Annotated in this window: 17 protein-coding genes; all 17 read left to right on the top strand. The window is 39.5% G+C overall.

From position 1 onward, the window contains the following. Positions 1–130 precede the first annotated feature (130 nt). The 17 genes from NML75_RS02845 to NML75_RS02765 all read left to right on the top strand — a co-directional run bounded on the left by NML75_RS02845 (position 131) and on the right by NML75_RS02765 (position 15690). On the top strand, positions 131–907 hold the full coding sequence (locus NML75_RS02845) for a TatD family hydrolase (protein WP_004251591.1): 777 nt from the start codon (positions 131–133) through the stop codon (positions 905–907). Beyond that, the gene (gene rnmV / locus NML75_RS02840) at positions 904–1467 is read left to right on the top strand and encodes a ribonuclease M5 (RefSeq protein WP_254733658.1); all 564 of its coding nucleotides are present in this window, start codon (positions 904–906) and stop codon (positions 1465–1467) included. The genes NML75_RS02845 and rnmV overlap by 4 nt, the downstream gene beginning before the upstream one ends. A gap of 133 nt (positions 1468–1600) precedes the next feature. Further along, a complete protein-coding gene (locus tag NML75_RS02835; protein ID WP_254733657.1) occupies positions 1601–3019 on the top strand; it encodes an SseB family protein in 1419 nt (472 codons plus the stop codon). Positions 3020–3049: 30 nt separating this feature from the next. Beyond that, a complete protein-coding gene (gene rsmA / locus NML75_RS02830) occupies positions 3050–3922 on the top strand; it encodes a 16S rRNA (adenine(1518)-N(6)/adenine(1519)-N(6))-dimethyltransferase RsmA (protein WP_254733656.1) in 873 nt (290 codons plus the stop codon). Between the two features lies 1 nt (position 3923). Next, positions 3924–4802, top strand: coding sequence for a ribosome small subunit-dependent GTPase A (rsgA, locus tag NML75_RS02825; RefSeq protein WP_004251602.1), 879 nt, complete (start codon positions 3924–3926; stop codon positions 4800–4802). Positions 4803–4812: 10 nt separating this feature from the next. Beyond that, positions 4813–5469: a ribulose-phosphate 3-epimerase gene (gene rpe, locus NML75_RS02820; RefSeq protein WP_004251604.1), complete on the top strand. Its 657-nt coding sequence runs from the start codon at positions 4813–4815 to the stop codon at positions 5467–5469. Then, entirely contained in the window at positions 5432–6094 is a 663-nt protein-coding gene (locus tag NML75_RS02815; RefSeq protein WP_004251607.1) for a thiamine diphosphokinase, read from the top strand. Before rpe ends, NML75_RS02815 begins: the two co-directional genes overlap by 38 nt. Position 6095: 1 nt before the next feature. Continuing rightward, positions 6096–7352, top strand: a complete 1257-nt coding sequence (gene rmuC, locus NML75_RS02810) for a DNA recombination protein RmuC (protein WP_247921925.1) — start codon at positions 6096–6098, stop codon at positions 7350–7352. Beyond that, positions 7342–8283, top strand: coding sequence for a 3'-5' exoribonuclease YhaM family protein (locus NML75_RS02805; protein WP_004251613.1), 942 nt, complete (start codon positions 7342–7344; stop codon positions 8281–8283). Before rmuC ends, NML75_RS02805 begins: the two co-directional genes overlap by 11 nt. Positions 8284–8385: 102 nt before the next feature. Next, on the top strand, positions 8386–9210 hold the full coding sequence (gene purR / locus NML75_RS02800) for a pur operon repressor (protein ID WP_006147832.1): 825 nt from the start codon (positions 8386–8388) through the stop codon (positions 9208–9210). Positions 9211–9282: 72 nt separating this feature from the next. Continuing rightward, positions 9283–10536, top strand: coding sequence for a diaminopimelate decarboxylase (locus NML75_RS02795; protein ID WP_004251617.1), 1254 nt, complete (start codon positions 9283–9285; stop codon positions 10534–10536). A gap of 132 nt (positions 10537–10668) precedes the next feature. Next, positions 10669–11463 carry a pyruvate formate-lyase-activating protein gene (pflA, locus tag NML75_RS02790; RefSeq protein ID WP_004251620.1) on the top strand — a complete coding sequence of 265 codons (795 nt, stop codon included), beginning with the start codon at positions 10669–10671 and terminating at the stop codon, positions 11461–11463. A gap of 198 nt (positions 11464–11661) precedes the next feature. Continuing rightward, a complete protein-coding gene (locus NML75_RS02785) occupies positions 11662–12372 on the top strand; it encodes an ABC transporter ATP-binding protein (protein ID WP_004251622.1) in 711 nt (236 codons plus the stop codon). A 1-nt stretch (position 12373) separates the two neighbouring features. Continuing rightward, the gene (locus NML75_RS02780; RefSeq protein WP_004251625.1) at positions 12374–13159 is read left to right on the top strand and encodes an ABC transporter permease; all 786 of its coding nucleotides are present in this window, start codon (positions 12374–12376) and stop codon (positions 13157–13159) included. Between the two features lies 1 nt (position 13160). Further along, positions 13161–13880 (top strand): ABC transporter permease, encoded by a 720-nt coding sequence (locus tag NML75_RS02775; RefSeq protein ID WP_004251626.1) that lies wholly within the window; start codon positions 13161–13163, stop codon positions 13878–13880. Positions 13881–13942: 62 nt separating this feature from the next. After that, positions 13943–14629: a response regulator transcription factor gene (locus NML75_RS02770; protein WP_004251628.1), complete on the top strand. Its 687-nt coding sequence runs from the start codon at positions 13943–13945 to the stop codon at positions 14627–14629. Next, positions 14599–15690, top strand: a complete 1092-nt coding sequence (locus NML75_RS02765; RefSeq protein ID WP_254733655.1) for a sensor histidine kinase — start codon at positions 14599–14601, stop codon at positions 15688–15690. Before NML75_RS02770 ends, NML75_RS02765 begins: the two co-directional genes overlap by 31 nt. Positions 15691–15714: the final 24 nt, after the last annotated feature.

The raw sequence follows: 15714 nt of genomic DNA, 5'->3' as shown, positions 1-15714 counted from the left end.
ACAAGAGTTATTATACTGCTATGAAAAAAAGTCGTCAAGAAAAAATGAATGATTTCAAAATATTTTTTCCTATAAGGATGAGGCTAGTTTTTTTGGTATAATAGAAGGTAGAAAAAACGAGGAAATATAAATGATTTTTGATACTCATACCCACTTGAATGTGGAAGAATTTTTGGGACGCGAAGAAGAAGAACTTGCCTTAGCGGCTGAAATGGGCGTAACTCGGATGAATATTGTTGGTTTTGACAAACCGACTATTGAGCGTGCTCTTGAACTAGTGGATAAGTATGGCCAACTCTATGCGACGATTGGCTGGCATCCAACGGAAGCAGGAACCTATACAACGGATGTTGAGAATTACTTGCTAGAAAAACTAAAACATCCAAAAGTTGTTGCCTTGGGCGAGATTGGTTTGGACTACCACTGGATGACGGCATCTAAGGAAGTTCAAGAAAAGGTTTTTCGTCGTCAGATTCAGCTATCTAAGGAATTAGATTTACCTTTTGTGGTTCACACCCGTGATGCGCTCGAAGATACCTATGAAATTATTAAGAGTGAGGGAGTCGGTCCACGTGGTGGGATTATGCACTCCTTTTCAGGTTCTTTGGATTGGGCGGAGAAGTTTGTGGAGCTTGGCATGACCATTTCCTTTTCTGGAGTAGTAACCTTTAAAAAAGCGACTGACATACAGGAGGCAGCTAAAGGTTTACCTTTGGATAAGATTTTGGTAGAGACAGATGCCCCTTATTTAGCCCCAGTACCCAAGCGTGGTCGTGAAAACAAGACAGCTTACACGCGCTATGTAGTAGACTTTATTGCAGACTTGCGTGGTATGACGACAGAAGAATTGGCAGAAGTGACAAGTGCTAATGCAGAAGGCATCTTTGGATTGGAACGTGAATCATGAAAGAGAAAATTTCCCAAGTCATCGTGGTAGAAGGACGCGATGATACGGCCAATCTCAAACGTTATTTTGATGTGGAGACCTATGAGACTCGTGGCTCGGCTATCAATGAACAGGACCTTGAACGAATCCAACGTCTACACCAACGTTATGGGGTGATTGTCTTTACGGATCCTGATTTTAACGGGGAACGCATTCGTCGGATGATTATGACGGCCATTCCGACAGTTCAGCACGCCTTTCTCAAACGTGATGAGGCAGTGCCAAAATCTAAGACCAAGGGACGTTCTCTAGGAATTGAGCATGCTAGCTACGAAGACTTGAGAACAGCGCTGGAACAAGTAACTGAGCAGTTTGAAGTAGAAAGCGACTTTGATATTAGCCGTAGTGACTTGATTCGCCTTGGTTTTCTAGCTGGAGCAGATAGCCGAAAACGCAGAGAATATCTAGGAGAAAGTCTTCGTATCGGTTATTCCAATGGGAAACAACTCCTTAAACGTTTAGAGTTATTTGGGATAAGTCTAGCTGAAGTTGAAGATGTTATGAAATCATACGAGAATTGAGAAACTCCCCCAAAATGTGGAGGGAATGTGATACAATAGAAGTAATCATATACGGTTTAATCAGGCTTGGTAGCAAGTATTAGAAAAGTGACTCCATAGAAATTGTGCTAAGTGGAGATGATGAGGAAAAGTTATGGGAATCTTTGATTTTTTAAAAAAGACTGAAGCAACAAAAACAACTGAATCCAATAAGGAAGCAGAAGAGTCTAAAAACAATGCATGTGTGGGAGTTTTGGACTTTCTCCCAATGAAGGAAACGAATCAATTATTGATTGTTGGAAGTTTAGAAGGTAGGCTCAAGGTTGGGGATCAGTTGCAATTTTGCAATCCCGACCAAGGAATGGAAAGTCTTGGTACTGTAGAGGTTAAAAAACTTAGCAGTCAAAACAAAGATGTAGATAGTCTAACTGATGAAGTTCTTGCCCATCTAGTGGTTGATAGGATTCCTTCTTTGGATAAACTGAAAAAAGGAAGTGTGCTCTTTAGTTCAGGTATTGAGGAAGAGCAAAAATTATCTAGCTATTCAGATGCTCTTTATCGTGCTTTTGTAGCCATCCAAGAGGGTCAGTTAACAAATGAAGACTATTTGGCAGCTACCCTTGATGACAGCGTAGAGATTTTACGTCTCTTTTTATGGAAATGCCGTCAAAATCAGGAAACTGAAAGTGAAGAAAGCTATCAATCCAACACTCGCAAGTTGGAACGTCTAGCGGAAATCGTTAAAGATAAGCTCTTAGAAGCAGATGCAGTTTATGCTGTTTATTCGGAAAAAACAGGAGAACCCTATCTTTTCTCAACGACCTATGACAGAGGAGAAGAAGGGTATCTCTGCACTGATCCCATGATTATGCTTTTGACACCATCTTGGTATCGCCAATTCAAGGAAACCATTGATAGCCGACCAAACTCAGTCGTTAAACTGATTGAAAATACGGAAGATAAAAAAGAGATTGAGAATTTCCTTGGAACAGCCTTTTACTTAAATGGTGCCTTGGGAGCAATCTTTAATTCCAAGGAAGTCAGCATCAGTGCTTCAGCCTTAGTCCAAAAACCAGATTTTTCTGATTTACCAGAAATACAAGTGCCTGTCATGAATCCTGACCTGGTAAGATGGATGCTCTTGATGGGGCAACTAGATTATCCTATTACGAAAGAGCAAGAATTACTTTATAAACTCTATTATAAGTTCTTCTCAGAAGCTATGCCTAAAGCAAAATTCCTATTGCCTTTAGATGCAGCTTCGGAATTTAAGGGAGAGAGTCAGGAAGGGAACTCCTTTGTCTTGGAAAAAGATTCCAGTTTTAACATTCCAGTCAAAGAAGGAAAAGATGGACGAAATTCCGTCCCAGTCTTTACCGATTGGAAACGTCTGAGAATGGTCTTTGATGAAAAGTGGAATGGCATGATAGAAGAAGCAGGAGGCATGATTGAAGTTTTTGACTATGCCATTAACCCAACGGAATACTATGAAGCGGGTGCCTATGTTAGCCTAACAGCTTTTAGAGACATGCAAAAGCTTAGTGAGGAACAAGAAGGAAGAGCTCAAGATTAGAAAGTTCTTTAATATTAGAAAAGAGAATAAATGAGAATTGCAGATTATAGAGTGACCAAGGCAGTGCTGGAGCGTCACGGTTTTACCTTTAAAAAATCCTTCGGACAAAATTTCTTGACCGATACCAATATCCTTCAAAAAATTGTGGATACGGCTGAAATTGATGACCAGGTCAATGTCATCGAGATCGGTCCAGGGATTGGTGCTTTGACGGAATTTTTAGCTGAGCGTGCAGCTCAAGTCATGGCCTTTGAGATTGACCACCGTTTGGTGCCAATTCTAGCAGATACTCTGCGTGATTTTGATAATGTGACCGTAGTCAACGAGGACATTCTAAAAGTTGACCTAGCGCAACATATCCAAAATTTTAAAAATCCTGACCTGCCTATTAAGGTAGTAGCCAACTTGCCTTACTATATCACGACGCCTATTCTCATGCACTTGATTGAAAGTGGTATTCCTTTTAGTGAGTTTGTGGTCATGATGCAAAAAGAAGTGGCAGATCGTATCTCTGCTAAGCCAAATACCAAGGCATACGGTAGCTTGTCAATTGCAGTTCAGTATTACATGACGGCCAAGGTTGCCTTTATCGTGCCTCGTACAGTATTTGTGCCAGCGCCCAACGTAGATTCAGCTATCTTAAAAATGGTACGCCGTCCAGAACCTGCTGTAGCAGTAAAAGATGAGAACTTCTTCTTTAAAGTTTCCAAGGCTAGTTTTACTCATCGTCGTAAGACCTTGTGGAACAACTTGACAGGTTACTTTGGGAAGTCTGAAGAAGTCAAGGATAAATTGACCAAGGCTTTGGACCAAGCAGGCTTGTCACCATCTGTACGTGGTGAAGCTCTCAGCTTGGCAGAATTTGCTAGTCTAGCAGATGCGCTTAAAGGACAAGGGCTCTAAGATGCAGGGACAAATCATTAAAGCCTTAGCGGGTTTCTACTATGTGGAAAGTGATGGTCAGGTTTATCAAACACGCGCGCGTGGGAATTTTCGTAAAAAAGGCCACACACCCTATGTTGGAGATTGGGTAGATTTTTCTGCGGAGGAAAATTCTGAAGGTTATATTCTCAAGATTCATGAACGAAAAAATAGTCTGGTTCGTCCACCCATTGTCAATATTGACCAAGCCGTTGTCATTATGTCCGTTAAAGAACCTGACTTTAATAGCAACTTGTTGGATCGTTTTTTGGTTCTTTTAGAGCACAAGGACATTCATCCTATCGTCTATATTTCCAAAATGGACTTACTAGAGGATAGGAGAGAACTGGATTTCTACGAGAAAACCTATCGTGCTATTGGTTACGATTTTGTGACGAGTAAAGAAGAACTTTTACCCTTGTTGACAGACAAAGTGACAGTCTTTATGGGGCAGACAGGTGTTGGGAAGTCAACCCTGCTTAATAAAATTGCTCCTGACCTCAATCTAGAGACGGGAGAAATCTCTGATAGTCTAGGCCGTGGTCGTCATACCACTCGAGCTGTTAGTTTTTACAACCTAAATGGAGGCAAAATCGCAGATACACCAGGTTTTTCGTCGCTAGATTATGAAGTATCAAGTGCTGAAGAGCTGAACCAGGCCTTTCCAGAGATTGCTAGTGTCAGTCGCGACTGTAAGTTCCGTACTTGTACGCATACTCATGAACCATCTTGTGCAGTGAAACCAGCAGTAGAAGAGGGCATCATTGCAAACTTCCGTTTCGACAACTATCTACAATTCCTCAGTGAGATTGAAAATCGCAGAGAAACCTATAAAAAAGTCAGCAAAAAAATTCCAAAATAAGGAGAAACCTATGTCTCAATACAAGATTGCTCCGTCAATTCTGGCAGCAGATTATGCCAACTTTGAACGTGAAATTAAACGCCTTGAAGCAACTGGGGCAGAATACGCCCATATCGATATCATGGATGGTCACTTTGTACCTCAGATCAGCTTTGGTGCAGGTGTAGTCGAAAGTCTTCGACCTCATAGTAAGATGGTCTTTGACTGTCACTTGATGGTCTCTAACCCAGAACATCATTTAGAGGATTTTGCGCGTGCAGGAGCTGACATCATCAGCATCCATGTTGAAGCGACACCTCATATTCATGGCGCTCTTCAAAAGATTCGTTCTCTCGGTGTTAAACCTTCGGTTGTCATTAATCCTGGAACGCCCGTTGAGGCTATCAAGTACGTTCTTCACTTAGTTGATCAAGTTTTGGTCATGACGGTTAACCCTGGTTTTGGTGGTCAAGCCTTTCTACCTGAAACCATGGATAAGATTCGTGAGTTAGTTGCCCTTCGTGAAGAAAAAGGACTGAACTTTGAGATTGAAGTGGATGGCGGGATTGATGATAAAACGATTGCTCAAGCCAAAGAAGCTGGTGCTACAGTCTTTGTAGCAGGATCCTATGTTTTTAAGGGAGATGTCAATGAACGAGTGCAAGCTCTCAGAAATCAACTGGACTAAAGCTGCAGTTTTTGCAGGGGGAGACCGCGGTCACTACCGGACAGATTTTGACTGTTTTGTCGGTGTGGATCGAGGCTCACTCTGGGTATTGGAAGAAGAACTTCCTCTTGCTTTAGCAGTTGGGGATTTTGATTCTGTGACTGTAGAAGAAGGTCAGTTGATTCAAGAACGTGCCCAGCACTTTGTCCAAGCTCAGCCAGAGAAGGATGATACCGATCTGGAACTAGCACTTTTAACGATTTTTGAAAAAAATCCTCAGGCTCAGGTGACCATTTTTGGTGCCCTAGGTGGTCGCATCGATCATATGCTGGCTAATGTCTTTCTACCCAGCAATCCCAAATTGGCGCCCTATATGCGCCAAATAGAGATTGAGGATGGGCAAAACTTGATTAGCTATTGCCCAGAAGGGACCAGTCAACTAGAGCCACGTTCGGACTACGATTATCTGGCCTTTATGCCGGTTCGGGATAGTCAGTTGACTATTATCGGAGCCAAGTATGAACTGACGGAGGCGAATTTTTTCTTTAAGAAAGTTTACGCTTCTAACGAATATATAGATAGGGGAGTTTCGGTGACTTGCCCAGATGGCTATGTGGTTGTACTGCATAGCAAGGACAGGAGATAGGATGGAGATTATATTACTACTGTTACTAATTGCTAACCTAGCCGGCCTCTTTCTTATTTGGCAAAGGCAGGATAGGCAGGAGAAATACCTGACCAAAAGTTTAGAAGACCAGGCAGATAACCTTTCAGATCAGTTAGATTATAGATTTGAGCAAGCCAGACAGTCTAGTCAGCTTGACCAAAAAAATCTTGAAGTGGTTGTTAGCGACCGTTTGCAGGAGGTGCGAATCGAGTTGCACCAAGGTCTGACTCAGGTTCGACAGGAGATGAATGAAAACCTCCTCCAAACCAGAGATAAGACTGACCAAAGACTACAGGCCTTGCAGGAGTCAAATGAGCAACGTTTAGAGCAGATGCGCCAAACGGTCGAGGAAAAGTTAGAAAAGACCTTGCAGACACGCTTGCAAGCGTCTTTCGAGACAGTTTCAAAACAACTGGAATCTGTCAATCGCGGCCTTGGAGAAATGCAGACGGTTGCCCGTGATGTCGGCGCTCTTAATAAGGTCTTATCTGGTACAAAAACTCGAGGAATTCTAGGAGAATTACAACTGGGACAGATTATTGAAGATATCATGACACCTGCCCAGTATGAACGAGAATTTGCAACGGTTGAAAACTCTAGTGAACGTGTGGAATACGCCATCAAGTTACCTGGACAAGGTGACCAGGAATATGTCTATCTACCGATTGATTCTAAGTTTCCACTGGCAGATTATTACCGTCTGGAAGAAGCCTATGAAGCAGGTGATAAGGATGAAATCGAAAGTTGTCGCAAATCCCTCCAAACAAGCGTTAAGCGTTTTGCCAAAGATATCAAGAGCAAGTACATAGCACCGCCAAGGACGACCAATTTTGGAGTTCTGTTTGTTCCGACAGAAGGTCTTTACTCAGAAATCGTTAGAAATCCGATTTTCTTTGATGGTTTGAGACGGGAGGAGCAGATTATCGTTGCGGGACCAAGTACCTTGTCAGCCCTTCTGAACTCCCTATCGGTCGGCTTCAAGACTCTGAATATCCAAAAGAGTGCTGACCATATTAGCCAAACTCTAGCCAACGTCAAAACCGAATTTGGCAAGTTTGGTGGCATTTTGGTTAAAGCGCAAAAACACCTCCAACATGCCACTGGTAATATTGATGAATTGTTAAACCGACGTACTTCAGCTATTGAGCGAACTCTCCGACATATTGAATTGTCAGAAGGTGAGCCTATGCTTGATTTGCTCCAGTTCCAAGAAGATGAGGAAGAATATGAAGATTAGTCACATGAAAAAAGATGAACTGTTCGAAGGCTTTTACCTAATCAAATCAGCCGATCTGAGACAGACGCGTGCTGGGAAAAACTACCTAGCTTTCACCTTCCAAGATGATAGTGGGGAAATCGAAGGAAAGCTCTGGGATGCCCAACCTCATAACGTTGAGGCCTTTACTGTAGGAAAGGTTGTCCACATGCAAGGGCGTCGTGAAGTTTACAACAACACTCCACAGGTAAATCAAATTACCCTTCGCTTACCTCAGCCTGGCGAACCCAATGACCCAGCAGACTTCAAGGTCAAATCACCAGTGGATGTTAAAGAAATCCGTGAGTACATGGCACAGATGATTTTCAAGATTGAAAATCCCATCTGGCAACGAATCGTTCGGGCCCTCTATACCAAATATGATAAAGAATTTTATTCTTATCCAGCTGCAAAAACCAACCACCATGCCTTTGAAACAGGGCTTGCTTATCATACAGCGACTATGGTTCGTTTAGCAGAGGCAATTGCAGATGTCTACCCACAACTCAATAAGAGCTTGCTCTATGCAGGAATTATGCTTCATGACCTGGCTAAGGTTATTGAGTTAACAGGTCCGGATCAGACAGAGTATACAGTGAGAGGGAATCTTATCGGACATATCGCCTTGATTGATAGCGAGATTACCAAAGCGGTTATGGAACTTGGCATTGATGATACTCGAGAAGAAGTGGTGCTTCTGCGCCATGTGATTCTCAGCCACCATGGATTACTCGAGTATGGTAGTCCTGTTCGTCCTCGTGTGATGGAAGCTGAAATTATTCATATGATTGATAATTTGGATGCGAGTATGATGATGATGTCAACAGCTCTGGCTCTTGTTGATGAGGGTGAAATGACCAATAAAGTCTTTGCTATGGACAATCGTTCCTTCTACAAGCCAAAATTAGACTAGAAACTAAAAAAATGAGCTTTATTTAGACAATAAAGTTCGTTTTTTTTGCTTTAGTGTGTTATAATGAGAAAAAGACTAATTAAAAAGAATGGTGAATAACTAATGAAATTAAGAAGAAGTGATCGGATGGTTGTTATTTCCAATTATTTGATTAACAATCCATACAAATTAACCAGTCTCAATACCTTTGCGGAAAAGTATGAATCTGCCAAATCTTCTATTTCAGAAGATATTGTCATTATTAAGCGCGCCTTTGAAGAAATTGAAATCGGCCATATTCAAACGGTGACAGGTGCTGGTGGTGGGGTTATTTTCACACCTTCTATCTCTACCCTTGAATCTAAAACAATCATCCAAGAGCTTCGCGATAAACTTTCAGAGAGCGACCGCATTCTGCCAGGAGGCTACATTTATTTGTCTGATCTCCTTAGCACTCCAGCTATTTTGAAAAATATTGGACGTATTATTGCTAAGAGCTTTATGGACCAAAAGATTGATGCTGTTATGACGGTAGCGACCAAAGGGGTTCCACTTGCAAATGCAGTAGCAAATGTTCTCAACGTACCTTTTGTCATTGTCCGTCGTGACTTGAAAATCACAGAAGGTTCAACTGTGAGTGTTAACTACGTCTCAGGTTCTAGTGACCGTATTGAAAAAATGTTCCTTTCAAAACGTAGCCTTAAAGCAGGAAGTCGTGTCTTGATTGTTGATGACTTCTTGAAAGGCGGAGGAACGATTAACGGTATGATTAGCCTTTTAACAGAGTTTGATTCTGAGCTAGCTGGTGTAGCTGTCTTTGCTGATAATGCGCAGGAAGATCGTGAACAGCAGTTCGACTATAAATCGCTCTTAAAAGTTACCAATATTGATGTGAAGAACCAACAAATTGAAGTTGAAGTTGGGAACATCTTCGAAACAGAAAAATAAGAGAGAATAAGATGCTTAAAGGTTGGAACTTTCGTCCCAGCCTTTCTTTGATAATGAATATGAAGGAGCCCTATGAAGACGCCATTTATTAAACGTGAAGACTTAGAAAAGATTGTTGAAGAGTTTCCAACTCCATTCCATCTCTACGATGAAAAAGGTATTCGCGAGAAAGCACGCGCAGTTAATGAGGCTTTCTCTTGGAATAAAGGCTTTAAAGAATACTTCGCAGTTAAGGCAACCCCAACTCCAGCTATCTTGAAGATTTTGCAAGAAGAAGGATGTGGAGTGGATTGTTCTAGTTATGTAGAACTCTTGATGAGTCATAAGCTTGGGTTTACAGGGGCGGAGATGATGTTTTCATCTAACAATACACCAGACCAGGAGTACGCTTATGCCCGTGAATTAGGGGCGACTATCAACTTGGATGCCTTTGAAGATATCGACCATTTAGAGCGCGCTGCGGGGATTCCTGAGATCATCTCTTGCCGTTACAATCCCGGTGGCGTATTTGAACTCGGAACGGATATTATGGATAATCCTGGTGAAGCTAAGTTCGGGATGACTAAGGAACAGCTCTTTGAAGCCTTTGCTATCTTGAAAGAAAAGGGAGCAAAAACTTTTGGGATTCATTCCTTCCTAGCTTCTAATACTGTGACTCATCTCTATTATCCAGAATTGGCGCGCCAGCTTTTTGAACTGGCTGTAGAAATCAAGGAAAAGTTAGGTATTTCGCTGGACTTCATCAATCTTTCGGGAGGAATCGGGGTCAACTATCGTCCGGACCAGGAGCCAAATGATATTGCTTTAATTGGTGAGGGGGTTCGTCAGGTTTATGAAGAAGTTCTTACGCCAGCAAGTCTCGGTCAAGTTAAGATTTTTACAGAACTAGGTCGCTTTATGTTAGCGCCTCATGGAATTCTAGTGACTAAAGTAACCCATAAAAAGAAAACCTACCGAACTTATCTCGGAGTAGATGCATCAGCTGTCAATCTTATGAGACCGGCTATGTATGGAGCCTATCACCACATCACCAATATGATGAATCCTGACGGTCAGACGGAAGTCGTTGATGTTGTTGGTTCACTTTGTGAAAACAACGACAAGTTTGCAGTTAATCGTGAACTACCTCAAACAGAAATTGGTGATCTGTTAGTCATTCATGATACAGGTGCGCATGGATTCTCTATGGGTTACCAGTACAATGCGAAACTTCGTTCAGCAGAGATTCTCTACACAGAGGACGGTGGTGCACGACTAATCCGCAGAGCAGAGCGACCTGAGGACTATTTTGCGACTCTCTATGGATTCGACTTTGACAAGGATTAGAAGAATTTTTGAAAATCATGAAAGTTGAAAGTGAAAAACAGTTTGTTTTCTAAAAAATAGACAAAATCTGTGGTTTTTCTTTTCAGGCATGATATAATAAAGCTATAAAACGGTTTCAAGGAAGGTGACGTGATGTCTGAAGAAACAATTGACTATGGACAAGTGACAGGAATGGTGCATTCGACAGAGAGTTTTGGGGCGGTAGATGGCCCTGGAATTCGTTTCATTGTCTTTTTGCAGGGCTGTCAGATGCGTTGCCAGTATTGCCATAACCCTGACACATGGGCGATGGAAACCAATAAATCTCGTGTACGAACAGTAGATGATGTTCTAGAAGAAGCGCTTCGTTATCGTGGTTTCTGGGGAGACAAGGGAGGTATCACAGTCAGTGGAGGAGAAGCTCTCTTGCAGATTGATTTCTTGATTGCTCTCTTTACAAAAGCAAAAGAAAAAGGAATCCACTGTACCTTGGATACTTGTGCCCTTCCATTCCGTAATAAACCACGTTATTTAGAGAAATTCAACAAACTAATGGCCGTGACAGACTTGGTTCTTCTTGATATCAAGGAAATCAACGAAGCACAACACAAGATTGTAACCAGTCAAACCAATAAAAACATCTTGGCTTGTGCTCAGTACTTGTCAGATATTGGGAAACCTGTTTGGATTCGTCACGTTCTTGTGCCTGGATTGACAGACCGTGATGAAGATTTGATTGAACTTGGGAAGTTCGTAAAAACTCTTAAAAACGTTGATAAGTTTGAAATCCTACCCTACCACACTATGGGAGAATTCAAATGGCGTGAACTTGGGATTCCGTATTCACTTGAAGGGGTTAAACCTCCAACAGCAGATCGTGTGAAGAACGCTAAGGAATTGATGGATACAGAAAGCTATCAAGATTACATGAAACGTGTACATGGATAAAAAGAAGCCTGATGGAAACATCGGGCTTTTAAGTTTACACAAATAAATACAAATAAGATTAAATTAAACAAAATTTTTATGATTTATATGACAATACAGATTTTATAAAGATTTAAAATTCTGAAAAAAATCCGAAAATTATTGGTTAATATATACTTGTTTAAAACGATAAAACAAAAAATTGAACAGGAGACATCTATGGAACAAAGTATTACCATTAAAAATCTATGTAAGTCATATGGTCACACTCAAATTTTAAAAGATATTTCTTTTGAAGCAAAAGCAGGTAGAGTGACTGCTTTCCTTGGTCCAAATGGAGCTGGTAAAAGTTCAACCTTACGTATCTTATTAGGATTAGACAAAGCAACATCTGGTCTTACCAAAATTGGAAATCAAACTTATAAGGAATTAAAATTTCCTCTAAAGACTGTAGGAGCTTCATTTGACAGTGTCGGAGCTCCTGATGATCGGACTGTTTATCAACATTTGAAAATTGTTGCTGCTAGTAATGGAATATCCAGCCAGCGAATTGAGCAAGTCTTGGATATGGTGGATATTAGCCATAAGAAAAAATCTAAAATAGGAAAATTATCATTAGGAGAAGGACAACGCTTGGGAATTGCAACAGCTCTATTAGGGGATCCTCAGTATTTGATATTGGATGAACCGACAAATGGGTTGGATCCAAGAGGAATTCGGTGGTTTAGAGAGTTTATAAAAAAACAAGCTCAAGAAGGAAAGACCGTCTTGCTATCATCTCATATATTATCGGAAGTGGAAGCAGTGACAGATGATGTGGTCATCATAAATAAAGGCAAAGTTCTTATAAAAGGGACTTTACAAGAAGTGATGAAAAATCTTTCTTCACTGGAGGAAGTCTTCTTTAGATTAACAGAGGGAGGAAAGTGACATGGCACTTATTTACTCTCTTCATTCTGAAATATTGAAATTACTTTATAAGAGAGCTACTCATGTTGTACTATTCTTGATACTAGTATTTCAAACGTTTTTAGCAAATATTGGTGCATCTCAAATTGTTTCAGTTGGTATCCATGCTACCCCAGAGACAACCCCAGAGTTAGTAGAAGCTATTCCCCCTATTGAATTTTTAGGTTTTGATGTTACTTTAGTTGGCGTTTTTTTTATGATTATCTTAGGCTCAATCTACGGAGCTGAAGAGTATAAAGGCTCTGCTATTCGCACAAGCCTCCTTTCTAATACGAGTAGAAGTACTTTCCTAGTTTCAAAAACATTAGTTTGGCTGGTATTTTCTTTTGTCATTTCCTTCCTATCAATATTTCTGACGATTAACATGACACATTATGTTTTAGGACAAGATGGTTTATTACTTTTTTCACTAAATGGGACAGTTTGGTTCTATATGTTTTTGGACAGTATAGCTTGGACGTTGTTGGGGCTTTTAGCCTATATTCTGGCTTTAACATTTAAAAAAGCCCTTGTTCCCCTATTGTTTTTGCTTCCTCAAGTCTACAATTTAGGAACATTCTTAGCCGATCATATATCAATTGCGAAATTTCTTCCAGTTTCATTGAGCTATGGACTGATTGCTACATCTCCTCAAATGTTAGAACAGAATAGTTTACAAAATATTTTGCTTTTACTTTGTTGGAATTTGTCATTCTTGGTTTTGGCAATTTACCGGTTACTTAAGTCAGATGTTGGAGGAGGGGAATGAGTTGAAAGAGCAATTTAAAAGTGAGTATCTCAAGTTTATTATGAATCCTTGGCATTGGTTGATTATAGGTGCTCTATTACTTTGTGTTCCGCCGATGGTTATTTTTTTAAATAGTAAACCAGATCAGTTGACCCTACACTTTGTTTTGGAACAGCTACTGCAAAGTCTCTATTTAGGACAGGCAGGTTTTATTAGTCTAGCTATACTATTTATAGGTCAAGAATTTACAGGTTCTAGCCTTCGTACAAGTTTTCTTACATGTCCAAATCGTTTAAAATTTATAATATGTAAACTAGCTATTGTGTTATGTGTGGAAATTGTATTATTGCTAGCTTTAATATCAGTATGTATACTAATTGCCCAAGGATACTACAATATCAATCTTTTGAGCAATATTAAAAATGTTCTAACAATCCTATTTCCAGTTTGTATTTCTATTTTAACCTTCTCTCTTTTAAGTGGTATTTTTGTATTTATTTTCCGATCTTTTACCTTAATTTTGGGAATAAGTTTATCTCTTTTATTGGGCTTGGGACAAATGCTACTACAATTCAGTTCTTTTTTTAGAAATTTACCATTACTAGCTAGTATGAACTGTTACTATATCCATCCTTTATCACTTTATTACCCAGTTTGGCAAGGTCTGGGGATACAAATAGTTTGGTTATTAATTGTTTTTGTAGTTGCTACACTGATACTTATAGGAAGAAATGTACGCTAAAGACAGGGGCTATCCTGTCTTTTTCTCAGTTAATGATATAATATAACTTAGGAGCGTGAGTTATGGCTTATAAAATTTTAGTTGTAGATGATGATCTTGCTATTCTTCGCCTAATAAAGAAGGTACTAGAGTATGAAAAGTATGAAGTAGTCATACGAGATAACATAGAAGAGATTGATCTTTGTGATTTTACAGGATTTGACTTGATTTTATTAGATATTATGATGCCTGTTAGTGGTTTAGAAGTCTGTCAGATGATTCGCGAGCAGATATCTGTTCCTATCTGTTTTATAACTGCTAAGGATATGGATGAAGATTTGGTGGCTGGAATCAATGCAGGAGCTGATGATTATATTATCAAGCCCTTTAGTATGCCAGAGCTTTTAGCACGTGTTAAAATGCACTTACGTCGTGAAGAACGGACTAAAGGAAATGTTCATCAAATAAAGATTGGGAAGCTTATACTATATACGGATAGTAAGGAACTATTTGTAAACGAAGATAAGATTGCCTTGACAAGGAGGGAATTTGATATAGTGAATCTTTTAGCAAGTAACCCAAGTAAAATATATTCTATAGAGGAAATCTATAATTATTTATATCCACAAAGTTCAGAAGCTCTTTTACGTTCGGTTTCAGAGTACATTTATCAAATTCGTCAAAAGCTGAAACCTTATCAATTAAATCCAATTAAAACCTTGTACGGTGGAGGATATCAATGGGTAGAATCAAAAGTTTTAGACAATTAATTCGAGAAACCTGCTGGAGAATTATTTGGCAGTTTAGTCTTGGCTTACTAATGGCCTATCTTATTCCCTTAGCTTCAGTATCTATACAAATAAATGAAGATGGGAAGCCTCTTAAAAATAATGATGTTCAATCAATTTTTTTTAATGTGTCATCATGGATATATATTTGTGTTTTATTGATTATTCTAATAAGTTATCACATTGGTAAATTGTTGAAAAAACTAAGTTATGAAATGAATTTGATTTATGAAAATAGTATGTGGCTTGAAAGCGAATGTACAGAAAGATTAACGGTTAAGGAGTTTCGTGAGACTGGTAATCGCATTATTGTGATGCAAAATCGTATTCGACAGCTATTAGATGATGAGAAGCAACAGAAAGAAGATTTGATGTTTCAGGTTTCAGCAGCTTCTCATGATTTAAAGACACCTCTAACTATCATCAAAGGGAATGCAGAATTTTTGCACATTTCCACTAAAGATGAGCAGTCTAAAGAATGTTTAGCGGATATAGTTCATGCTAGTCAACGCTTGCTTGATTATTTTAATCAGTTGATTCATTATTCTAAAACTTACTATGATGATGAGACAGGTTGGACGGAGTATTCTTCTTCAGATTTTATCAATGAATTAGAGAAAGAAGTCTCTTTTTTGATAAAAAATCAGATGAAGTTTTCTTTTGAACAAAATTTGAAAGGAACTGAAAGCTATTATATAAATCCATCTCTTCTGATTCGTGCAATACAAAATATTTTAACAAATGCTTTGGAGTATGCAGATAAACAGAATCCTAAAATTAAAATTAGGGTAGAGCAAGAGGGGAAGGAATTGAAAATAGGGATATGGAATAATTGCTCTGAATTTCCAGATGAAGTTTTAACTAATTTTGGGAAGCTCTTTTATCGTATGGATAAAGCTAGAACGGTTAAAGAGCAACATTTTGGTATTGGACTTAGTTTTGTATGTAGAGTTGCAAAACTGCACAAAGGCCGAGTTGAGCTTAGAAATAGAGACGAGGGAGCAGAAGTTTTAATGGCTCTTAATTGTATTAAATCAAAGTGATTTACTTACTAATTTGTTGTCATA

Origin of the sequence: Streptococcus sp. CF4-3 (assembly GCF_024295385.1) — a bacterium.
GTDB classification, from domain to species: Bacteria; Bacillota; Bacilli; order Lactobacillales; family Streptococcaceae; genus Streptococcus; species Streptococcus infantis_I.
The sequence above is the reverse complement of the archived record's forward strand: the minus strand, read 5'-3'. Positions and strand labels throughout refer to the sequence as shown.